At 73.0% G+C, this 20,743-nt stretch carries 20 protein-coding genes; 7 read left to right on the plus strand and 13 right to left on the minus strand.

Translation table 11 applies throughout. The features are described 5' to 3' along the window. Positions 1–23 precede the first annotated feature (23 nt). Complete coding sequence (locus tag PIR53_13865) at positions 24–1,070, minus strand: LacI family DNA-binding transcriptional regulator (GenBank protein ID WZH51097.1); 1,047 nt, start codon at positions 1,068–1,070, stop codon at positions 24–26. Between the two features lie 181 nt (positions 1,071–1,251). On the opposite strand from PIR53_13865, the gene radA reads away from it, so the two are divergent. Next, positions 1,252–2,658, plus strand: a complete 1,407-nt coding sequence (gene radA / locus PIR53_13870; GenBank protein WZH51098.1) for a DNA repair protein RadA — start codon at positions 1,252–1,254, stop codon at positions 2,656–2,658. 42 nt (positions 2,659–2,700) lie between these two features. On the opposite strand, the gene PIR53_13875 is transcribed toward radA, so the two are convergent. Further along, positions 2,701–3,003, minus strand: coding sequence for a MoaD/ThiS family protein (locus PIR53_13875; protein WZH51099.1), 303 nt, complete (start codon positions 3,001–3,003; stop codon positions 2,701–2,703). Between the two features lie 83 nt (positions 3,004–3,086). On the opposite strand from PIR53_13875, the gene PIR53_13880 reads away from it, so the two are divergent. Together PIR53_13880 and mshD are read left to right on the plus strand one after the other, a co-directional pair. After that, positions 3,087–3,803, plus strand: coding sequence for a response regulator transcription factor (locus PIR53_13880; GenBank protein WZH51100.1), 717 nt, complete (start codon positions 3,087–3,089; stop codon positions 3,801–3,803). A 68-nt stretch (positions 3,804–3,871) separates the two neighbouring features. Continuing rightward, positions 3,872–4,834 carry a mycothiol synthase gene (gene mshD, locus PIR53_13885; protein ID WZH51101.1) on the plus strand — a complete coding sequence of 321 codons (963 nt, stop codon included), beginning with the start codon at positions 3,872–3,874 and terminating at the stop codon, positions 4,832–4,834. A gap of 37 nt (positions 4,835–4,871) precedes the next feature. Here mshD and PIR53_13890 read toward each other — a convergent pair whose 3' ends face one another. Both PIR53_13890 and PIR53_13895 read right to left on the minus strand, forming a co-directional pair. Next, a complete protein-coding gene (locus tag PIR53_13890; GenBank protein ID WZH51102.1) occupies positions 4,872–5,549 on the minus strand; it encodes a GDSL-type esterase/lipase family protein in 678 nt (225 codons plus the stop codon). Beyond that, on the minus strand, positions 5,546–6,616 hold the full coding sequence (locus PIR53_13895) for an alpha/beta hydrolase (GenBank protein ID WZH51103.1): 1,071 nt from the start codon (positions 6,614–6,616) through the stop codon (positions 5,546–5,548). The genes PIR53_13890 and PIR53_13895 overlap by 4 nt, the downstream gene beginning before the upstream one ends. A gap of 101 nt (positions 6,617–6,717) precedes the next feature. On the opposite strand from PIR53_13895, the gene PIR53_13900 reads away from it, so the two are divergent. The 3 genes from PIR53_13900 to PIR53_13910 all read left to right on the plus strand — a co-directional run bounded on the left by PIR53_13900 (position 6,718) and on the right by PIR53_13910 (position 10,684). Continuing rightward, positions 6,718–8,898 (plus strand): RNA degradosome polyphosphate kinase, encoded by a 2,181-nt coding sequence (locus PIR53_13900; protein ID WZH51104.1) that lies wholly within the window; start codon positions 6,718–6,720, stop codon positions 8,896–8,898. A gap of 141 nt (positions 8,899–9,039) precedes the next feature. Next, complete coding sequence (locus tag PIR53_13905) at positions 9,040–9,657, plus strand: DUF47 family protein (GenBank protein ID WZH51105.1); 618 nt, start codon at positions 9,040–9,042, stop codon at positions 9,655–9,657. A 4-nt stretch (positions 9,658–9,661) separates the two neighbouring features. Further along, positions 9,662–10,684, plus strand: coding sequence for an inorganic phosphate transporter (locus PIR53_13910; GenBank protein WZH51106.1), 1,023 nt, complete (start codon positions 9,662–9,664; stop codon positions 10,682–10,684). 71 nt (positions 10,685–10,755) lie between these two features. Here PIR53_13910 and PIR53_13915 read toward each other — a convergent pair whose 3' ends face one another. From PIR53_13915 to PIR53_13950, 8 genes are all read right to left on the minus strand, one after another. Continuing rightward, positions 10,756–11,733, minus strand: a complete 978-nt coding sequence (locus tag PIR53_13915) for a hypothetical protein (GenBank protein WZH51107.1) — start codon at positions 11,731–11,733, stop codon at positions 10,756–10,758. Between the two features lie 229 nt (positions 11,734–11,962). Further along, positions 11,963–12,742 carry a phosphate ABC transporter ATP-binding protein PstB gene (pstB, locus tag PIR53_13920; GenBank protein ID WZH51108.1) on the minus strand — a complete coding sequence of 260 codons (780 nt, stop codon included), beginning with the start codon at positions 12,740–12,742 and terminating at the stop codon, positions 11,963–11,965. A gap of 18 nt (positions 12,743–12,760) precedes the next feature. Beyond that, positions 12,761–13,801 carry a phosphate ABC transporter permease PstA gene (pstA, locus tag PIR53_13925; GenBank protein ID WZH51109.1) on the minus strand — a complete coding sequence of 347 codons (1,041 nt, stop codon included), beginning with the start codon at positions 13,799–13,801 and terminating at the stop codon, positions 12,761–12,763. Further along, complete coding sequence (pstC, locus tag PIR53_13930; protein ID WZH51110.1) at positions 13,798–14,769, minus strand: phosphate ABC transporter permease subunit PstC; 972 nt, start codon at positions 14,767–14,769, stop codon at positions 13,798–13,800. The genes pstA and pstC overlap by 4 nt, the downstream gene beginning before the upstream one ends. A 109-nt stretch (positions 14,770–14,878) precedes the next feature. Further along, positions 14,879–16,000: a phosphate ABC transporter substrate-binding protein PstS gene (gene pstS / locus PIR53_13935; protein WZH51111.1), complete on the minus strand. Its 1,122-nt coding sequence runs from the start codon at positions 15,998–16,000 to the stop codon at positions 14,879–14,881. Positions 16,001–16,206: 206 nt separating this feature from the next. Beyond that, positions 16,207–17,142: an NUDIX hydrolase gene (locus tag PIR53_13940; GenBank protein WZH51112.1), complete on the minus strand. Its 936-nt coding sequence runs from the start codon at positions 17,140–17,142 to the stop codon at positions 16,207–16,209. Between the two features lie 49 nt (positions 17,143–17,191). Further along, positions 17,192–17,347 (minus strand): hypothetical protein, encoded by a 156-nt coding sequence (locus PIR53_13945; protein ID WZH51113.1) that lies wholly within the window; start codon positions 17,345–17,347, stop codon positions 17,192–17,194. A 121-nt stretch (positions 17,348–17,468) separates the two neighbouring features. Then, on the minus strand, positions 17,469–17,816 hold the full coding sequence (locus PIR53_13950) for an STAS domain-containing protein (protein ID WZH51114.1): 348 nt from the start codon (positions 17,814–17,816) through the stop codon (positions 17,469–17,471). 178 nt (positions 17,817–17,994) lie between these two features. Here PIR53_13950 and PIR53_13955 point away from each other — a divergent pair, with 178 nt between their 5' ends. Next, positions 17,995–20,430, plus strand: coding sequence for a DEAD/DEAH box helicase (locus PIR53_13955; protein ID WZH51115.1), 2,436 nt, complete (start codon positions 17,995–17,997; stop codon positions 20,428–20,430). Here PIR53_13955 and PIR53_13960 read toward each other — a convergent pair. Further along, positions 20,343–20,741 (minus strand): pilus assembly protein TadG-related protein, encoded by a 399-nt coding sequence (locus tag PIR53_13960; protein WZH51116.1) that lies wholly within the window; start codon positions 20,739–20,741, stop codon positions 20,343–20,345. The two genes, PIR53_13955 and PIR53_13960, sit on opposite strands and share 88 nt — an antisense overlap. Between the last annotated feature and the right edge of the window lie 2 nt (positions 20,742–20,743).

Here is a 20,743-nt window from a genome sequence, read left to right on the forward strand (position 1 = left end):
GCTCCTCGTGCGGGGTCGGGTCGTCAGCGCTCGCTGCTGCCCCGCACCACGAGCGTCGGCTCGAGGAGGGTGCCGGAGCCGAACACCTCGCGGTGGGTGAGCAGCTTGCCGAGGCGGTCCACCACCTGCACGGCGACCTCCTCCACCGGCTGGCGCACCGAGGTGAGGCCCCCGGGCAGGAGCTGCGCGAAGGGCGAGTCGTCGAAGCCGGTCACGGCGACGTCGCGGCCCGGTCGCAGCCCGCGGGCGTGCAGCTGGTGGAGCACCCCCGTCGCCAACGTGTCCGAGGCGCAGACGAAGGCGGTCGGGCGGGCCTCGTCGAGCAGCACCCCCGCCGCCTCGACGCCGCTGGCCACGCAGTCCTCGACGCGCGAGGCCAGGCCGGTCGTGGGCAGCCCGTGCCCGTGCATGGTGCGCGACCAGCCGGCGCGGCGGTCCTCGCCGATGGGCGAGTCCTTCCGCCAGCCGATCCAGGCGATGCGGGTGTGGCCCTGCGCGAGCAGGTGGGCGGTCGCCGCCGACGTGCCGGCAGCGCCGTCGACGTCGACCCACGGGTGCAGCGCGGCGGGTGTCCAGGGGCGGCCGAAGGCCACGAAGGGCACGCCGCCGTCCTCGAGGTAGGCCGCCTGCGGGCTGCCCTTGAAGGTGTCGGTCACGACGAAGGCGTCGACGGCGGTCGAGCGCACGAGGTCGTCGTAGCCCGACGACGGGTCCGCCGGGTCGTTCCCGTCGAACAGCAGCACGTGGTAGTCGGCGTCCCGCGTCGCCTGCACCAGCGCGTGCACGAACCGGTCGATGGTCGCGTTGGCCGTGTCCTCGGCGAAGGGCGTGAGCCGCAGGCCGATGAGCCGCGACGACTTGGTGCGGAGGTTCCGGGCGGCCCGGTTGGGCGTGTAGCCCAGGTGCGCGATCGCGGCCCGCACCCGCTCGAGGGTGTCGGCCCGCAGCAGCGAGGGGTTGTTGAGCGCGTTGGAGACGGTCTGCCGCGAGACACCGGCCATCGCGGCGACGTCCGCCAGGGTGGGCAGGGACGTCGCGCCGTCCTGCACCCGGTGGAGCTCGCGACCCATGCGTCCTCTTCCGTCCGCCTGCCCTAGAACGTTCCAACGGTACGACGCGGCGACCCCGACCGCACGGCAACCCCGCGGTTGTGGAGGGCGGTCGGGCCGGTCGCTCTCGCCGCGCCGCGGCGGCGTGCCCCCTGGGGACGAGCCGCGAGGACTGTCGGCAGCCTCGTCTAGCGTCCTCGCCATGTCCCGCACCCCCTCGCGCTCGTCGCGTCCGCGCACCGTCCACCGCTGCACCGAGTGCGGCTGGGAGACGGCGAAGTGGGTCGGGCGCTGCGGCGAGTGCCAGGCGTGGGGCACGGTCGAGGAGGTCGCCCCGGCGGCAGCGGGCACCACGGCCGTGGCGGGTCCCGTGTCGGCGCCGGCGGTGCCGATCGGCGAGGTGCGCACGGACACGGCGGCCTTCCGGTCCTCGGGCGTGCCCGAGCTCGACCGCGTGCTGGGCGGCGGTCTCGTGCCCGGTGCGGCGCTGCTGCTGGCCGGCGAGCCCGGGGTCGGGAAGTCGACCCTGCTGCTGGAGGTGGCGGCGCAGACCGCGCGGCTCAAGGCACGCACGCTCTACGTCTCGGGCGAGGAGTCCGCGTCGCAGGTGCGCCTGCGGGCCGATCGCACGCACAACGTGACCGAGGAGCTCTACCTGGCGGCGGAGACCGACCTCGGCGCCGTGCTGGGCCACGTCGACGCCGTGAAGCCGACCCTCCTGGTCGTCGACTCGGTGCAGACGATCCAGGCCGCGGGCGTCGACGGTGTGCCGGGCGGCGTCACCCAGGTCAAGGAGGTCGCGGCCGCGCTCATCCGGATGGCCAAGACCCGCGGCATCACGACGGTCCTCGTCGGCCACGTCACGAAGGACGGCGCGATCGCCGGCCCCCGCGTGCTCGAGCACCTCGTCGACGTGGTGCTGCACTTCGAGGGCGACCGCGACTCACGGCTGCGGATGGTGCGGGCGATGAAGAACCGCTACGGGCCGGTCGACGAGGTGGGCTGCTTCGAGCTGGCGAGCGACGGCATCGTCGCCGTCTCCGACCCGACCGGCCTGTTCGTCGAGCACCACGAGCGGCAGGTCCCGGGCACGTGCGTGGCCGTCGCGATGGAGGGCCGCCGCCCGCTCCTCGCCGAGGTGCAGGCCCTCGTGACGCCGACGTCGGCCGACCGGCCCCGGCGCACGACGTCGGGGCTCGACGGGTCCCGCATCGCGATGGTCATCGCCGTCCTGGCGCAGCACTGCGGGGTGCGTCTGCACAACATGGACGTGTTCGCCTCGACCGTCGGCGGAGCCCGCCTGCACGAGCCGGCCAGCGACCTCGCCGTCGCCGTGGCGCTGGCCTCGGCCACGCAGGGCCGCGCCGCCCCGCTGGGCGTGGTGGCGATGGGCGAGATCGGCCTCGCGGGCGAGCTCCGGCGGGTGCGCGACCTCGACCAGCGCCTGGGCGAGGCCGCCCGCCTGGGATTCCGGCTCGCGATCGTGCCGGGTCGCTCGCCCAACGGCCGGGCGCGCACCCCGGAGTCCTGGACCGTCGACGGCATGAAGGTGATCGACTCGAGCGACGTGCAGTCCGCCCTCCGCCTGCTCAACCTCCTGCCGGGCTGAGCCGCCCGGCCGGGCCGGCCCCGCGACGTACCGGTGGGGTGCTCAGCCCCCCGCGAACGGCGGGAGGAACTGCACGACGCTGCCCGCGGCGACCACGACCTCGCCCGGATCGTCGGAGCTCACCGGTCGGTCGTCGACGAGCACCGAGCAGACGGCCAGCACGTCGCCCAGCCGCGCCCCCGGGTGGAGGCCGAGGAGACGTTGCTGCAGGTCAGCCAGGGTCACCGGCCCCTCCACCTCGAGCCGGTCCGCGTCGGTGCCGGCCGCCTGCTTGGCCGACGCCCAGTAGCGCGCCTCGATGACCTGCGTCTCACTTCGCGGGGATTCCGGTGGTGTGTCGCCCATGTTTCTGTATTCTCCCGTTCACTTGTGCTGGCCGAAGCTCAACGTCGTGTTTCGGTCCCCACCCCCTCAGGGAGGAGACCATCGTGAGTGCACTTCTGCTCCTCACCAGCGCCCTGCAGCCCTCGGTCGAGGTGCTGCCGGGCCTCGCGCTGCTCGGCCACTCCGTCAAGATTCTTCCAGCCGAGGGCAGCGCCCTGCTGGAGGCCCCCGACGCCGACCTCGTGCTCGTCGACGGGCGCCAGGAGCTGGCCCACGCCCGTGACCTGTGCCGCCTGATCCGCACCACCGGGTCCGACGTGCCGGTCCTGCTGATCGTCACCGAGGGCGGCCTCGCCGTCGTCGCCGCCGACTGGGGCATGGACGACGTCCTGCTCCACACCTGCGGTCCCGCCGAGCTCGAGGCGCGCATCCGGCTCTCGATCGGCCGTCTCGCCGCGCAGCGCGAGGCGGACGACCCCGAGGCCCACGTCATCCGCTCCGGCGAGGTCGTCGTCGACGACGCGACCTACACCGCGAAGCTGGGCGGGCGCCCGCTCGACCTGACCTTCAAGGAGTTCGAGCTCCTCAAGTTCCTCGCCCAGCACCCGGGTCGCGTCTTCAGCCGCCAGCAGCTGCTCCAGGAGGTGTGGGGCTACGACTACTTCGGCGGCACCCGCACGGTCGACGTCCACGTGCGTCGCCTCCGCGCCAAGCTCGGCCCCGAGCACGAGACGCTGATCGGCACCGTGCGCAACGTGGGTTACCGCTTCGTGCTCCCGACGAAGGAGAAGGCCGAGGCCTCGGTCTCCGCCGACGCCTGAGCCCGGCACCCGACGTCGTCGACGGCCCTCCGACCCCCGTGGTCGGGGGGCCGCCGTACTCTCGGGCCATGGTCGAGGCGCGCGACACGACGACGTTCACCGTCCGCGAGGTCCACGACCTCGACTCCCGCGCCCGCGACGAGGTCACGGGCATCGACGGCGACGTCCGCACGACCTTCGGCGCGGGCGCGCTCGACGAGGCGGGGCTCCGCCACCTCGAGCACCGCGGCCTCGAGGACGCCCGCCTGTGGCTGGCGGTCGCCACCGGACCCGACGGCCGCGGGCGACCCGGCGGCTTCGCGTTCCTCCGGGGCACGGACGCGGAGCGCGACCTGACCCTCGCGGTCCGACCGGCGGTCGCCGGCCACGGCCTCGGTACGGCGCTCGCGGAGGCCGCCCTCGCCGACGCGCCCGCGGGACGGGTCGTCGCGTGGCGGCACACGACGGACGAGCGCGCCGACCGGTTGGCGGCCCGACTCGGCTTCGCGGTCGTGCGCGAGCTGCTGGTGATGGAACGGCCCGCGACCGGACTGCCGCCGGTCGCCGAGCGCGACGACGTGCGGATCCGGACCTACACGCCCGACGACCGCGACGACCTGCTCCGCATCAACGCGGCCGCGTTCGCCCACCACCCGGAGCAGGGCGCCATGGACGAGCGGGACCTGGCGGAGCGGATGTCCCAGGACTGGTACGACCCCGCCGGCCTCCTCGTCGCGGAGGACGCCACCAGCGGCGCCGTGCTCGGATTCCACTGGACCAAGACCGCGCGGCGGCCCGGCGACGCGGGCCCGGTCGGCTCGGGCGCGGACGGGGAGGTCTACGTCGTCGGCGTCGCCCCCGCGGCGCAGGGCCGCGGGCTCGGCACCCTCCTCACCCTCGCGGGACTGCACCACCTGGCGTCGTGGGGCGTGCAGCGCATCGAGCTGTACGTCGAGGGCGACAACGCCGGCGCCCGCGCGGTCTACGCCGGGCTCGGCTTCGAGGTCGTGGCGACGCACGTGCAGTACGCCCGCGAGGCGCCGAGCGCCTGACGCGCGCCCGGGGTGCTCCCGGGCGCGTTCGCTGGCCTCAGTCCGGGAGCTCGGCGCCGACGGCCGCGAGCACGGCGGCCGCGATGGCGCGGGCGCCCTCGCGCGTCGGGTGGGCCCCGTCGTCGGAGAGACCCGGTCGCCAGCGGTCCTCGCCGCCCTCCCCGACGGCGTCGACGGTCTCGACGAACGGCACGTCGAGCTCGGCCGCGAGCTCGCGCTCGGCGGCGATGAGTGGCCCCACGTCGCCCCAGTCGTCGCGGTCGAGCGGTGGGGGCGAGATGACCCAGACCGCGGCCCCGGCCGCCTGGGCGGACGTGACCATCGAGCGCAGCGAGTCGAGGGAGTCCTCGACCGGGATCCCGAGCCGGACGTCGTTGGTGCCGCCCATGATGACGACGGCCCGCGGGTCGCGCTCGAGCACGTCCTCGTCGAACCGTGCCTCCATCTGGCCGAGGGTCTGGCCCGAGACGGCGGCGTTCGCGACGTACCGCCACGGGGTGCGGTCGTCGACCACGACGTAGCGCAACCACGACGCCTTGCCCGGCAGGTCGGTGAACTCGTCGGTGTCGGCCTGGCTGATGGAGTCACCGATGAACACGGTGGGGACGCCGTGGGTGCTGGCCTCGACGCGGACCGCCTCGTGCACGAGCAGCCCGGTGAGCGCCGCCAGCGCCACGCCACCGGTGGCAGCACGACGGACGAGCGCGCGGTTCACGAACCGGCCTCCTCGAGACCCGCCGCCAGCGCGTCCGCGAGCTCGGCCACGGCCGCGGTGTTGCTGGCCCCGAGGGCGACCCAGTTGGCGAAGCCGTGGATGAGGCCGTCGAACCGGCGGACGCGGACGGGCACGCCGGCGTCGGCCAGCTTCGCGGCGTAGGCCTCCCCCTCGTCCCGCAGGGGGTCGAACCCCGCCGTGGCGACGTACGCCGGCGCGAGGGCCTCCGGCACGTCGGCGAAGAGCGGGGAGGCGGACGGGTCGGTGCGCTGCTCCTCGACCGGCAGGTAGTGGGCGGCGACCCCGTCCATGAACTCGGTCGTCAGGTAGAACCCCTGGCCGAAGAGCCGGTGGGAGGCGCTCCCCCGGGTCATGTCGGTCGCCGGGTAGATCAGCAGCTGGAAGGCGAGCGGGATCTCGCGCCGCGCGGCCTCGATCGCCACCGCGGCCGCGAGGTTGCCGCCCGCGGAGTCGCCGCCCACGGCGATCCGGCGGGCGTCCGCACCGAGCCACCCCGCGTTGGCGCTCACCCACTCGAGGGCGGCGAGGGCGTCGTCGTACGCCGCGGGGAACGGGTGCTCCGGGGCCAGCCGGTAGGCCACGGACAGCACCCGCACACCGGCGCGCTCGGCGAGGAACCGGCACAGCGGGTCGTGGCTGTCGAGGTCGCCGTAGAGCCAGCCGCCACCGTGGAAGAAGACCAGCAGGGGATCGCCGTCGCCGCCGTCGCGGACGAGGCGGCCGCTCGGGACGTAGAGCCGGCCCGGGAGGTCGGCCACGCGGCACGGGCGGGTGGCGCCGATCGGCTGGTCCCCGCCGGCCAGGACCGCCTGGGCCCGGAGCACCGCCCGTCCCCGGGCGACCGGCAGGTCCTCCACGACCGGCTCGCGGGCGATCCGGCGCAACCGCAGGACGAGCTGCGTGTCGAGGTCGAGCTCGAGCCCGTCGACCCGCACGGGCGGGCCGGCGAGGCGGCGCTTGACCGGCTCGGGCAGCCGCAGCACCGCCGTGACCGAGGCACGGCGGGCCGCGGCGACGACGGCTGCGGGGCGGGTCGGGAGGGACACGGCGGTCACGTTACCCGCCGGTTCGGGCACGCGCTGGGGGTCTTGCGGACCCTGTGGAGAACGACACCGGCCGTTCACCCGGCAGTGGGAGGATCATCGACATGACCGACCCGTCCGCCCTCGCTGCCCACGTCTCCGGATCCCTGGACGACGGGCCGCCCGAGGCTGCTCTGGCCGCCGTCGGCGGTGACACGTTCGACGTGGACCCGCCCTACACGCCTGACCCGGAGGCCCTCGCCGCCGTCGAGAAGCACGGTGACCGCTTCCTCGACCGCGAGGTCTCGTGGCTCAAGTTCAACCAGCGGGTGCTGGAGCTGGCGGAGGACCCGTCGCTGCCGCTGCTCGAGCGGGTGCGCTTCCTCGCGATCTTCGCGAGCAACCTCGACGAGTTCTTCATGGTGCGCGTCGCCGGGCTCAAGCGCCGGATCGCGGCGGGCGTGGCGGTGCGTGCCGCGTCCGGCCTCCTCCCGCGCGAGGTGCTGAAGGAGATCTGGGCGACGACGAGCGAGCTCATGGAGCGGCACGCGCGCGTCTTCCGGGAGGACATCACGCCGTCGCTCGAGGCCGAGGGCATCCAGCTGGTGCGCTGGGAGGACCTCGACCGCGAGGAGCAGAAGCACTGCAAGCGGCTGTTCCGCGACCGGGTGTTCCCCGTGCTGACACCGCTCGCGGTCGACCCGGCGCACCCGTTCCCCTACATCTCGGGCCTGTCGCTCAACCTCGCCGTCCTCGTGCGCAACCCGAAGTCGGGCAAGGAGCAGTTCGCGCGGGTGAAGGTGCCGCCGATCTTCGACCGCTTCGTGGCGGTGGGCAACCAGCGGTTCGTGCCGCTGGAGGACGTGATCCGCGAGCACCTCAAGCGCCTGTTCCCCGGGATGGAGGTGCTGCAGGTCCACACGTTCCGGGTGACCCGCAACGAGGACCTCGAGGTCGAGGAGGACGACGCCGAGAACCTGCTGGCCGCGCTGGAGAAGGAGCTGCTCCGCCGCCGCTTCGGCCCCGCGGTGCGCCTGGAGGTCGAGGAGTCGATCGATCCCGCGGTGCTCGAGCTGCTGATGTCGGAGCTCGGCGTGCGCGAGGAGGAGGTCTTCCGCCTGACCGGCCCGCTCGACCTGCGCGGGCTCAACGACATCGCCGACCTCGACCGGGAGGACCTGAAGTACCGGGCGTTCGTGCCCACGACCCACCCGCTGCTCGCCGAGGTGGAGTCGAGCTCGCCGGTGGACGTCTTCAAGGCGGTGCGGCGCAACGACGTGCTCCTGCACCACCCCTACGACTCGTTCGCCACGTCCGTGCAGCGGTTCCTCGAGCAGGCCGCCGCCGACCCCCACGTGCTGGCGATCAAGCAGACGCTCTACCGCACGTCGGGCGACTCGCCCATCATCGACGCCCTCATCGACGCCGCCGAGGCCGGCAAGCAGGTGCTCGTCATCGTCGAGATCAAGGCGCGGTTCGACGAGACCAACAACATCCGGTGGGCACGCAAGCTGGAGCACGCGGGCTGCCACGTGGTCTACGGGCTGGTCGGCCTCAAGACCCACTGCAAGCTCTCGCTCGTGGTGCGCGACGAGCCCGACGGCATCCGCCGCTACACCCACATCGGCACGGGCAACTACAACCCGAAGACGGCGCGGCTCTACGAGGACCTCGGCCTCCTCACGGCCGACCCGCGCATCGGCGAGGACGTCGCGCACCTGTTCAACAACCTGTCCGGGTTCTCCCGCAACGCGTCCTATGACGAGCTCCTGGTCGCGCCCGACTCCGTGCGCACCGGCCTCGTCGAGCAGATCCACGCCGAGATCGCCCACCACCAGGCGGGCCGTCCCGCGCGGATCCGGCTCAAGGCCAACTCGGTCGTCGACGAGGCGATCATCGACGCGCTCTACCTGGCCTCGCAGGAGGGCGTGCCCGTCGAGCTCCTCGTGCGGGGCATCTGCGCCCTGCGTCCGGGCGTGCCGGGCCTGTCCGAGTCCATCACGGTGCGCTCCGTGCTCGGTCGGTTCCTCGAGCACAGTCGCGTCTTCACGTTCGAGGGCGGCGGCGAGCCCCAGGCCTGGATCGGCTCGGCCGACATGATGCACCGCAACCTCGACCGCCGCGTCGAGGTGCTGGTGCGCCTGCCCTCCGTGCTCGGCACCCGCGTCCAGAGCCTGCTCGACCTCGCGTTCGACCCCGACACCAACGCATGGGAGCTCGACGCCGACGGGGTCTGGAACCGCAACGCCGGTTCGGTGCACCTGCAGGAGAGCCTCGTCGACCGGCAGCGCCGCCGCCGGTCCTGACGCCCGTCCGGGCGGACGGTACGGCGCGGGCCCGCCCCGCGCCGTACCGGGAGAACGCGCATGCGACCCCCCGCGGTTTGTGACGCCGGAGTGACGTGCCCCTAGCATGGGGCGGCCGGTTCCCATCCAGCAGGAGAAGTCGTGGCTTTTCGTTTCCGCCCGGTCGAGGGTGCCTTCTTCGACCTCTTCGCCCAGCAGGCTCAGCACCTGACCGTCGGAGCCGGCCTGCTCGCCGAGATGCTGGCCGACGGCGCCGACCACGAGGACGTGGCCCGGCGCATGCGGGACGCCGAGCACGCTGCCGACGAGACGACCCACGAGATCGTGCGGAAGGTGAACAGCACGTTCATCACCCCGTTCGACCGTGAGGACATCTACGGCCTGGCGTCGGGACTCGACGACGTCATGGACGAGATGGACGAGGTCGTCGACATGATCCTGCTCTACGAGGTGAAGTCGCTGCCCGCCGAGCTGGGTGCCCAGGTCGAGGTGCTGCAGCGCTGCGCCGAGCTGACGGCCGAGGCCATGCCGCGGCTGCGCACGATGCAGGACCTCTCGGAGTACTGGATCGAGATCAACCGCCTCGAGAACGCCGGCGACAAGAACCACCGCCGCACGCTCGCGAACCTCTTCAGCGGCAACTACAAGGCGCTCGAGGTGCTCAAGCTGAAGGACATCGTCGAGGCGCTCGAGCGCGCCGTGGACGCCTTCGAGACCGTCGCGAACACCGTGGAGCAGATCGCGGTCAAGGAGTCCTGACGACGTGGAGCTCACCATCGTCATCGTGGTGGTCGTCGTCGCCCTGGTCTTCGACTACACGAACGGCTTCCACGACGCGGCCAACGCGATCGCGACGTCGGTCTCCACCCGGGCGCTGACCCCGCGGGTGGCGCTCGGCATGGCCGCCGTCATGAACTTCGTCGGCGCGTTCCTCGGCCAGGAGATCGCCAACACCGTCGCGTCGGTGATCACGATCCCCGAACCATCGACGACCTCGGCGGCCGTGCACGGACTCGTGATCGTGCTCGCGGGCCTCCTGGGCGCGATCACGTGGAACCTCGTCACCTGGTACTTCGGCCTCCCCTCCTCCTCGTCCCACGCCCTCATCGGCGGCCTCGTCGGCGCTGCCATCGCCGGCGGCGCGGGCGTGAAGTGGGACGTCATCGTCGAGAAGGTCGTCATCCCGATGATCGCCTCGCCGCTGTTCGGCTTCGGCGCCGCGTTCCTCCTGATGCTGGCGATCATGTGGATCTTCCGCCGGCGCAAGCCCGGCCCGACGCAGCGCGGCTTCCGGGTCGCGCAGACCGTCTCGGCCGCCGCGATGGCGCTCGGCCACGGCCTCCAGGACGCCCAGAAGACGATGGGCGTCATCTTCCTGGCGCTCGTCACCGGCGGCTTCGCCGCGCAGTCCGACGGCCTCCCGTTCTGGGTCATCTTCTCGGCCGCCGCGGCGATCTCGCTGGGCACGTACGCCGGCGGATGGCGCATCATGCGCACCCTCGGCCGCCGCATCATCGACCTCGACCCCGCGCGTGGCTTCGCCTCGGAGACCGTCGCGGCCGGCGTGCTCTACACGACCGCGTTCGTGTTCGAGGCGCCCATCTCCACCACGCACACCATCACCTCCGCTGTCATGGGCGCCGGCGCCACCAAGCGCTTCTCGGCCGTGCGGTGGGGCGTCGCGAAGTCGATCGTCGCCGCCTGGGTGCTCACCTTCCCCGCCGCCGGGCTCGTGGGCGCCGTGGGTTACTGGGTCGCGCACGTGCTGTTCGAGGTCGCGCCCTGACGGTCTGACGCTCCCGGACGTCATGCACCTCGGCGGCCGGGGCCATCCGGACGCATGACGTCCCGTGGGCGTCAGGCCGCCACCCCGGGTACGCCGCGGGACCAGCCCCCACGCCGCAGGCCGGCCTCGATCTGGTCGAAGAACTCGTCCTTGGCGAAGCGCAGCCCGAGCAGCGGCAGCCGGAGGACCGTGTCGGCGCCGGAGAGCGTCACCGCGTTGTGACGGATCGCGTCGGCGACCACGTTCTCCGCCCACGCGTGGTGGATGCCGTCGATCTCGAGAACGAGGCCGTACTCCTCCCACCAGACGTCGAGGAAGTAGCTGCCGTCCCGAGCGCGCCGGCGTGCCTGCCGCGTCGGCTCCGGCAGCCCCCGTCGTCGGCACTCGCGCGCCACGTCGATCTCCCCGAGCGACTCCGCTCCACCGGCGAGCTCCAGGAGCACGGTGCCGACCAGCCGCCGCCGACGGTCACGACGGATGCGGAGGAGCTCGGTCGCGATCCGCTCCGTCGTCGCGATGCCCTGCTGCACCGTCATCGTGAGGAGCAGGGTCGCCTGACGGTCGCTGTCCGCCCAGAGGGCACCGCGCACGGCAGCCACCTCCGGCCTGCTCCGGGGGATGCCCACCCCCACCACGTCCGCCGCATCGAAACGGCGGGTCTGGCGCACGGCGACCCCGCGAGCACGCCGCACCCGCGCTCCCCGGGGAACGCTCACGCGCACGTCGCCTCCGTCGAAACGACGCAGTCCCGCGACCTCCAACGCCGCCGCCGCGTCGAGGTGGGCGCGCGGCCCGGCGCCCAGCACCGCCGCCCAGAGCTCCGCGTCGCGCGGCAGCGGCCCCGTGTGCACGGCGACGCACTGCGAACCCCATCGCCGCCAACGCCCGGCGGCCAGCTCGGCGCGCAGCTGCGCGCGGGTGACTCCCGCGGCGTACACCTGCCGGAGGGACAGCACCCCCTCCTGACCGTTCGCGATCGCGAGCGCGCGCGCACGGGCCGCTGCTCGTGCTGATCGGCGGGCCTGGCGCTCTGCGGCGGTGAGGGGCATGCCGACATGCTCGACGGTCGCGAGGACGCCGGGCCGCCCACCGGACCGACCTGTGCGCAGGTCCAGCGTGAGCCGGGCCTGTGGACCGTGGGCGGGCCCGCCGGACGTCATCCGCGGCGGTCGCCCCGGCGGCCGGTCCGCATGACGTCCGCGAGGGGTCCCCCGGGACGTCATGCGGCGCGATGGCCCCGGCGACCGGTTCGCATGACGTCCCGCGTACGGCGCGGGATCAGCCGAAGCGGCCGGAGATGTAGGCCTCGGTGGCGTCGTTGTCCGGGTTCGCGAACATCTTCTCGGTCGAGTTGAACTCGACCAGGTGGCCGGGCTGGCCGGCGCCCTTCAGGTTGAAGAAGCCCGTCTCGTCGGAGACGCGCGCCGCCTGCTGCATGTTGTGCGTGACGATCACGATCGTGAACTGGGTCTTCAGCTCGTGGATGAGGTCCTCGATCGCCGACGTCGAGATCGGGTCGAGGGCCGAGCAGGGCTCGTCCATGAGGAGCACCTGCGGCTCGACCGCGATGGCCCGGGCGATGCACAGGCGCTGCTGCTGACCGCCGGACAGGCCCATGCCGGGCTTGCTGAGCCGGTCCTTGACCTCGCCCCACAGGTTGGCGCCCTTGAGCGAGCGCTCGACGATCACGTCGGCCTCGCTCTTCTTCATCCGCTTGTTGTTGAGGCGGTTGCCGGCCAGCACGTTGTCGTAGATCGACATCGTGGGGAACGGATTGGGCCGCTGGAAGACCATGCCGATCTGGCGGCGCACGGCCACCGGGTCGACGTTGGGGTCGTAGAGCGACTGCCCGTCGACGGAGACCTTGCCCTCGACGCGGGCGCCGGGGATGACCTCGTGCATGCGGTTGAGCGAGCGGAGGAAGGTCGACTTCCCGCAACCGGAGGGGCCGATGAAGGCGGTGACCGAGCGTGCCCGGATGGTCATGTTGACACCCTGCACGGCGAGGAAGTCGCCGTAGTAGATGTCGAGGTCGGAGACGTCGATGCTCTTAGCCATGGTGGTGGGAGTTCCCTCTCAGCCCTGCTTGGGCGCCAGAATCTTGCCGAGTACGCGAGCGATCACGTTGAGCAGCATGACCAGCACCATCAGCACCAGTGCCGCTCCCCAGACGATGTCGATGTTGCCCTTGTTGCGCTCCGAGAAGATCAGCACGGGCAGGGTGGTCATGCTCCCGTCGAACGGGTTGAAGTTGGTGCGCTGCACGATGCCGGCGATGAGCAGCAGCGGCGCCGTCTCGCCGATCACGCGGGCCACGGCGAGCGTGACACCCGCGATGATGCCACCGACCGAGGTCGGCAGCACGACGCGCACGATCGTGCGCCACCGCGGGGTCCCGAGGGCGTACGCCGCCTCGCGCAGGTCGTCCGGCACCAGACGCAGCATCTCCTCGGTGGCCCGCACGACCGTCGGGATCATCAGGAGCGACAACGCGACCGCGCCGCCCAGTCCCGACTGGTATCCCGCTCCGAAGAGCAGCGTGAAGAGCGCGAACGCGAACAGGCCGGCGACGATGGACGGGATGCCGGTCATGACGTCGACGAGGAACGTGACGATGCGGGAGAACGTGTTCCGCTTGCCGTACTCGATGAGGTAGATCGCGGTGAGGATGCCGACGGGCACCGAGATGAGCGCCGCGACGCCCGTGATCACGAGGGTGCCCATGATCGCGTGGTAGACGCCGACCGGCTGGTCCAGCGAGGTCCGGTAGAAGCTGTAGGTGAAGAACGTGCCGTTGAGCGCCTGGGATCCCTCGGCGACGACCGTCCACACCAGGCTGACCAGGGGCGCCAGGGCCACGAAGAAGGTCGCCCAGATCAGGCCGGTCATGAGCCGGTCCGTCGCGGAACGACGGTTCTCGACGACGAGCGACCACACCGGCAGCGCGACGATGAAGACCAGCGCGCCGATGAGGACGGCGGCGACCGTCCCGAGGCCGAGGACCACGCCGGCGACGGCCACGGCGGCGGCCACGGCGGCCACCATCAGCGGCGCCTGGCGCGGCAGGCGCGCGTGGGTGAGCGTCGGGAGCGACGCGGGCGGGGACTGGATGCTCATCCGGCAAGCTTCCTCTCGCTGCGGGCCACGGCCCACCGGGCCGCGAAGTTGATGGCGAACGTCAGCAGGAAGAGCACGAGACCCGTGGCGATGAGGACCTCGAGGGTGCCCTCCGACCGCTCCCGGTAGCGCAGCGCGATGTTGGCCGCGATGGACGGGGTGTTCGAGCCGCTGAACAGGTTGAAGGTGAAGAGCGTGCCGGGCGACAGCACCATGACGACCGCCATGGTCTCGCCCAGCGCGCGGCCCAGGCCGAGCATGACGGCCGAGATGACGCCGGACCGGCCGTAGGGAAAGACGGTCATCCGGATCATCTCCCACCGCGTGGCACCCAGGGCGAGGGCGGCCTCGCGGTGGAGCCGCGGCGTACGGGAGAAGACCTCGCGGCTGATGGCCGTGATGATCGGCAGGACCATGATCGCCAGCACGATGCCGGCGGTCGAGATCGAGCGACCGCTGCTCACGACGTCGCCGAACAGCGGGATGAAGCCGAAGTGCTCGTGGAGCCACTCGTAGATCGGCACCAGTCGCGGCGCCAGGTAGATGCCGGCCCACAGGCCGTAGACGACGGACGGCACCGCGGCGAGCAGGTCGATCACGTAGGCCACCGGCGTGCTGAGCCACGACGGGGCGTACTGCGTGATGACGAGCGCGATGCCGATCGCCAGCGGCACCGCGATGATCAGCGCGATGAGCGAGGCCACGACCGTGCTCGCCAGCAGGGGCCACACGTAGCCCCAGAAGCTGGAGCCGTACTTCGAGTACACCTCGGCCGGCTGGGTGAAGCCGGCGGCGCCCTGGGTGAACAGGAAGATGAAGACGCTGGCCAGCGCCAGGAGGATCAGGGCGGCGGCGGCGATCGTGAGGCCCTTGAAGATCGCGTCGCCGCGGCCCGAGCGCTCGGAGATCCAGGACGGCGACGGGTCACCGCCGGCTGGCGCTTCCTTGGTGGTCAGGGTGGTGCTCACGGGCGAGGTCTCCTCCGGGCGACGTGAGAATCGGTGCGGTGGTCCGGGCACGCGCCCGGGGGTGTGACGTCGTCACACCCCCGGGAGCGCCGTGCAGGATCAGTGTGGATCAGCCGGCCGAGATGTTCTCGACGATCCCCTGGGCCTCGGTCGCGATCTCGGACGAGAGCGGCGCGGAGCCGGCGGCGTCGGCGGCGGCCTGCTGGCCCTCGTCGGACACGATGTAGGACAGGTAGCCCTTGACGTTGGCGGCCTCGGTGTCGTCGTCGTAGTTCTCGCACGCGATCAGGTAGGACAGCAGGATCACCGGGTAGGCGCCCTCCTCCGTCGTCGTGCGGTCGACGTCGGTCGCCATGTCGGTGGCGTCGCGGCCCTCGACGCGGGTCGACACCGCGACGACCTTGGCGGCGCCCTCGGCGGTCGGGGCGCTGAACGTGTCGCCCACGCCGACCGACACGGTGCCGAGGTCACCGATCTGGCTCTCGTCGGCGTAGCCGATCGTGTTCTCGGTGTTCGTGATGAGCTCGACGACACCCGAGGTGCCCTCGGCCGCCTGCGAGTTGCCGCCGGAGACGGGGAACGCGTCCTCAGCCTCGTAGGACCAGTTGTCCGGCGCCGCCTTGCCGAGGTAGTCCGTGAAGTTCTTCGTGGTGCCCGAGTCGTCCGAGCGGTGCACCGGCGAGATGTCGGCGTCCGGCAGGTCGGCGTCCGGGTTGTCGGCGACGATCGCCGGGTCGTTCCACTTCGTGATCTGGTTGTTGAAGATGTCCGCGATCACGGCGGGGCTGAGGTTGAGGCTGTCGACGCCCGGCACGTTGAACGCGATCGCGATCGGCGACACGTACGCCGGGATCTCGATGACGTTGCCGCCGCAGCGCTCGCGGGCACCCTCGAGCTCCTCCTCCTTGAGGTAGGAGTCGGAGCCGGCGAACGACGTGGCGCCGTCGATGAACTGGCCGCGGCCGTCGGTGGAGCCGATGCCCTGGTAGTCGACCGTCAGGTTGCCGTCGTTGAGGCCCTGGATCGCGGTCGCCCACGCCTCCTGCGCCTTCTCCTGGGAGGTGGCGCCCGCGCCGCGGAGCTCGCCCGACAGGCCCGAGGCGGCCGAGGGGGCGTCACTGTTGCCGGAGCCGTTCGAGCTGCCGCCCTCGTTGCCGGCACCGCAGGCCGAGAGGGTGAGGGCCAGAGCGGCCACACCGGGCACGACGTAGCGGAAGGAAGTGCGCTTCACTGCGGGTCTCCTGAAGTCTGCTGAGGATCACTGAACGAACTGACGCACGGAACGTAAGGAGGCTGGGTGTACGGATCCGTCGGCGTCAGTGAACGAGCAGTGAACGGTGGTGACCCATCGGCGAACGCCAGGTCGGGCAGACGGTGAGCATCGGGTGAACTAGACCGGTGCGCCCTTGACGACATGACCTGGACCACACTCACCCGTTACGCGCTCGTGACCTCCGTGGCGACGACACGGCCGCGGCGGTGGTGCACGACGAGCGCGGCGCCCTTGTCGAGGGCGACCGGTGCGACCCCGAGGGCGTCGAGCACCAGCGGCAGCACCGGGCGGTGCGTGCACAGGACCGTGCGGGGCTCCTCGAGCAGACGGACCACGAGGCGGCGCACCCCCGCCTTGCTCGCGTCCTCCTCGCTCAGCACCGGTTCGAGCCGCGGCGTGAGGTCGTGCGCGTCGAGGAAGGGCTGCACGCTCTGCACGCAGCGCGTGCTCGGGGACGTCACGACGGAACCCACGCCGTACGCCGCGAGCAGCGCCACCCAGCGGCGCGCCTGGTCGTGGCCGACCGCCAGCAGCGGCCGCACCCGGTCGTCGGCGCGCCAGCGGTCGCGCGAGCGGGCGACGCCGTGCCGGAGGACGACGAGGGTCGACGTACGCCGCGGGCGAGCCATCGCCTCGTCGAGGGTGGCGACGTCGTGGGCGTAGGTCAGGCGGTCGCGGGCCTCGCCGACCGGCACCCACGCGACCTCGTCGATCTCCTCGGCCCGCCGGTAGCCGGCCACGTCGTCGTCACCGACCACCCGGGCCGACCAGTAGGAGACGGTCTTGTCGCGAGGGCCGCCGCGGCCGGCGACGCGGTAGTGCTGGTCGGCCAGGGGGGCGCCCAGGCGGACCCGGAGCCCGGTCTCCTCCTCGACCTCCCGCACCGCGGTCGCGACCACGTGCTCGCCGCGGTCCACCTTGCCCTTGGGGAACGACCAGTCGTCGTACCGGGGGCGGTGGACGAGCAGGACCTCCTTGCCGGGCCGCGTCACGACGGCGCCCGCGGCGCGCACGGCGGGGCGGTCGGGCTCGGCCGCACCGGGATCGGCGGACGAGGGCAGCTGCTCGCGGGGGACGGCCCCGGGGACGCGGCGCGACATGGGCACCAGTCTCACACCCCGTCCGTCGAGCCCCGGGACGGGCGCGGGCTCAGTCGTCGTCGGCGACGACGCCGAGGATGCGGTCGATCTCCTCGGTCGTGAGGTGCCGCTCGGAGCGGCTGGCCGCGACCATCAGGTTGGTGGTGAGCTCGACCTCGCCCAGCAGCACCGAGTCCTCGAGAGTCACGTCGAACTGGTCGTTCACGGGCTCTCCTCCCTCGCGTGTGCGGACACCGGAGGGACGGTGCCCGCGGCCACCGGCGGGAAACCTCCGCGGAGGTTAAGGAAGTCGTCGGCCCCGGTGACCCGCGGGCGGGAGGTCGGCGTCAGGACGCGTCGGCCGAGGCGAGCGCAGCCGCGAGCGAGTCGTGGATGACGAAGACCTTCGCGAGGCCCGTGATGCGGAAGATCTTGAGGAGCCGGTCCTGGCTGCAGATCAGCTGCAGGGAGCCGTTGTTGGCACGCACCTTCTTGAGGCCACCGACGAGGACGCCCAGGCCCGTCGAGTCGAGGAACTCGACGCCCTCCATGTCGATCACGAGGTCGTAGGTGCCGGCGGCGACGAGCTCGGTGATCCGGTCGCGGAGGCGCGGCGCCGTGTAGACGTCGATCTCGCCACCGACGGCGACGATGGTCTTGCCATCGGCCTCGCTGGTCGCAAGAGTCAGGTCCACGTCGTCTCCTCAGGCACGCAGGTGCATGCATCGGGCCACTTGCCGGGCACCGTACCCGAGATGGTGCCCGGCCTATCAAACCATGATCCTGCGACGGGCCGCAGGAGGACGCCGGAACCGCTGTGCCGGACCCCACCGATGCCAGCAACGTCGGTGCCGCTTGCCAGACTCCCCGCCCATGGACGGTCGCGGCGAGCACGAGGCGGGGCACGGTGTCTCCCCCGCGGCCTCCCCCGCGGCGTCCCTCGCGCGCCTGACGTCGCCGTACGACCGGGCCGAGCGCCTGCGGCACGTCCGCGTGCTGCCCCGGCGCGACGCGGTGACCGCGGCGTGGCCGGACTGGGCGCACCCGGCGGTGCGCGACGGGTACGTCGAGCTGGGCGTGGCCGCGCCCTGGGCCCACCAGCGGACCGCCGCCGACCTCGCCCACGACGGCACCCACGTCGTGCTCGCCACGGGCACGGCGTCGGGCAAGTCGATGGGCTACCTGCTGCCGGCGCTCACCACGCTGCTCGACGCGCGCACCTCCCGCGGCACCCGGGGGGCCTCCACCCTGTACGTCGCGCCCACCAAGGCGCTGGCGGCCGACCAGCTCGCCGCCGTCGAGCGGCTGGGCACCGGCGTGCGGGCGGTGACGCACGACGGGGACAGCCCGACGGAGCTGCGGGACTGGACGCGCGACCACGCCGAGTACGTCCTGACCAACCCCGACATGCTGCACCACTCCCTCCTGCCGGGGCACCACCGCTGGCCGGCCTTCTGGCGCGGTCTCCGCTACGTCGTGGTGGACGAGTGCCACCACTACCGCGGGGTGTTCGGCGCCCACGTCGCCCAGGTGCTGCGCCGGGTGCGACGCATCGCGGCCCACCACGGCAGCGAGCCGACCTTCGTGCTCGCCTCGGCCACGGCGGCCGAGCCCGCCGACACCGCCCACCGGCTCACGGGGCTCGACGTCGTGCCCGTCACCGAGGACGCGTCGCCCCGGGGAAGCGTCACCCTCGGCATGTGGCAGCCGCCGTTGACGTCGCACCAGGGCGAGAACGGCGCGCCGGTGCGGCGCGCCGCGGGCTCCGAGGCGGCCGACCTGCTCACCGACCTCGTCGTCGACGGCGTGCGCACGCTCGCCTTCGTGCGGTCGCGCCGCGGCGCCGAGCAGGTGGCCCGCACGGCGCGGGAGCACCTCGCCGACGTGGACCCGGCGCTGCCGGCGCGGGTCTCCTCCTACCGCGGCGGCTACCTGCCCGAGGAACGGCGCGAGATCGAGCGGGCCCTGCGCTCCGGCGAGCTGCTCGGCCTCGCGGCCACCAACGCCCTCGAGCTCGGCATCGACGTGGCGGGCCTCGACGCGGTGCTCGTCGTCGGGTTCCCCGGCACGCGGGCGGCCCTGTGGCAGCAGGTCGGCCGCGCCGGCCGGGCGCAGCAGGACTCCCTGGGGCTGCTCGTCGCCCGCGACGACCCGCTCGACACCTTCCTGGTCGCCCACCCCGAGGCGCTTCTGGACGCACCCGTCGAGCAGACGGTGTTCGACCCCGACAACCCCTACGTGCTGGCCCCGCACCTCTGCGCCGCCGCCGCGGACCAGCCGCTCACCGACGCCGACCTCGGGCTGTTCGGCCCCACGGCCCCCGTGCTCCTCGACCAGCTCCTGGCGACCGGCCTCCTGCGCCGCCGACCGGCCGGCTACTTCTGGACCGACCGACGCCGGGCGAGCGACCTCGCCGACCTTCGGTCGAGCGGTGGGTCCCCGGTGCAGCTCGTGGAGGCCGGGAGCGGGCGCGTCATCGGCACGGTCGACGCCGCCCGGGCCCACGGCGAGGCGCACGAGGGCGCCGTCTACGTGCACCTCGGCGAGACCTGGCTGGTCGAGAGCCTCGACCTCGACGAGCACGTGGCCGTGCTGCAGCGGGCGGACCCGCCGTTCACCACCTCCGCCCGCGAGGTGACCGACATCCGCATCGTCGAGGAGCAGCGCGGCGTCGACTGGGGCGGGTGCCGCCTCGCGTTCGGGACCGTCGACGTCAGCCACCAGGTGGTCGCCTACCTCCGCCGGCGGGAACCCGGGGGCGAGGTGATCGGCGAGCAGGCCCTCGAGCTCCCGGCGCGGTCCCTGCGGACGGCCGCCGTCTGGTGGACCGTGCCCTCGTCCGTGATCGCCGACCTCGAGAGCCGCGGGGTGGACGTCGGCGACCTCCCGGGCGCGGCCCACGCGGCCGAGCACTGCTCCATCGGCCTGCTCCCGCTCTTCGCCACCTGCGACCGCTGGGACATCGGGGGCGTGTCGACCGTGCTGCACCCCGACACCGGCACCCTGACCGTCTTCGTCCACGACGGCCACCCCGGCGGGGCGGGCTTCGCCGAGCGCGGCTTCGCGGCCGCGCCGGACTGGCTGCGTGCGACCCGGGCGACCATCGCGGACTGCGAGTGCACGGAGGGCTGCCCGTCCTGCGTGCAGTCCCCGAAGTGCGGCAACCAGAACCACCCGCTGGACAAGCACGCGGCGCTGCTGCTGCTCGACGAGCTGCTGCGTCACGCGCCACCCCCGGCGGCGGCCGGAGGACCTGCCGGGCCGGCCCGGGCCACCCCCTCGACGACGGCCTCCCAGCCGCCCGGGTAGCTGCGGCGCACCGCCACCACCACCCGCACGTCACGGTCCAGCACCTCGCACGACGTCAGCTCGGCGCCGTTGCGCCCGGCCGTCTCCGTCGCGGCCGCGCACGCGTCGCCCTCCACCACGGCACCGGCTCCCGCGAGCGCCGCGAGGTCGGCGGCCGCCTGGGCCCGGCGGTGCTCGACGAACAACCCGGCCCCGACCGCGAGGACCACCGCCACCGCCCCCAGGACCGCGACCAGGGCCAGCGCCGTCACCGTGGCCGCACCCCGCTGGTCGCGGTGCTCGCGGTTGTCGTGCAGGGCACCGTGCACCACCC

Origin of the sequence: Nocardioides alkalitolerans (genome assembly GCA_038184435.1) — a bacterium.
Taxonomy (GTDB): Bacteria; Actinomycetota; Actinomycetes; order Propionibacteriales; family Nocardioidaceae; genus Nocardioides; species Nocardioides alkalitolerans_A.

Coding starts and splice junctions, on each gene's coding strand:
- PIR53_13865 (WZH51097.1), bottom strand. CDS start 1,070: ATGGGTCGCGAGCTCCACCGGGTGCAGGACGGCGCGACGTCCCTGCCC.
- radA (WZH51098.1), top strand. CDS start 1,252: ATGTCCCGCACCCCCTCGCGCTCGTCGCGTCCGCGCACCGTCCACCGC.
- PIR53_13875 (WZH51099.1), bottom strand. CDS start 3,003: ATGGGCGACACACCACCGGAATCCCCGCGAAGTGAGACGCAGGTCATC.
- mshD (WZH51101.1), top strand. CDS start 3,872: ATGGTCGAGGCGCGCGACACGACGACGTTCACCGTCCGCGAGGTCCAC.
- PIR53_13900 (WZH51104.1), top strand. CDS start 6,718: ATGACCGACCCGTCCGCCCTCGCTGCCCACGTCTCCGGATCCCTGGAC.
- PIR53_13915 (WZH51107.1), bottom strand. CDS start 11,733: ATGCCCCTCACCGCCGCAGAGCGCCAGGCCCGCCGATCAGCACGAGCA.
- pstB (WZH51108.1), bottom strand. CDS start 12,742: ATGGCTAAGAGCATCGACGTCTCCGACCTCGACATCTACTACGGCGAC.
- pstA (WZH51109.1), bottom strand. CDS start 13,801: ATGAGCATCCAGTCCCCGCCCGCGTCGCTCCCGACGCTCACCCACGCG.
- PIR53_13940 (WZH51112.1), bottom strand. CDS start 17,142: ATGTCGCGCCGCGTCCCCGGGGCCGTCCCCCGCGAGCAGCTGCCCTCG.
- PIR53_13955 (WZH51115.1), top strand. CDS start 17,995: ATGGACGGTCGCGGCGAGCACGAGGCGGGGCACGGTGTCTCCCCCGCG.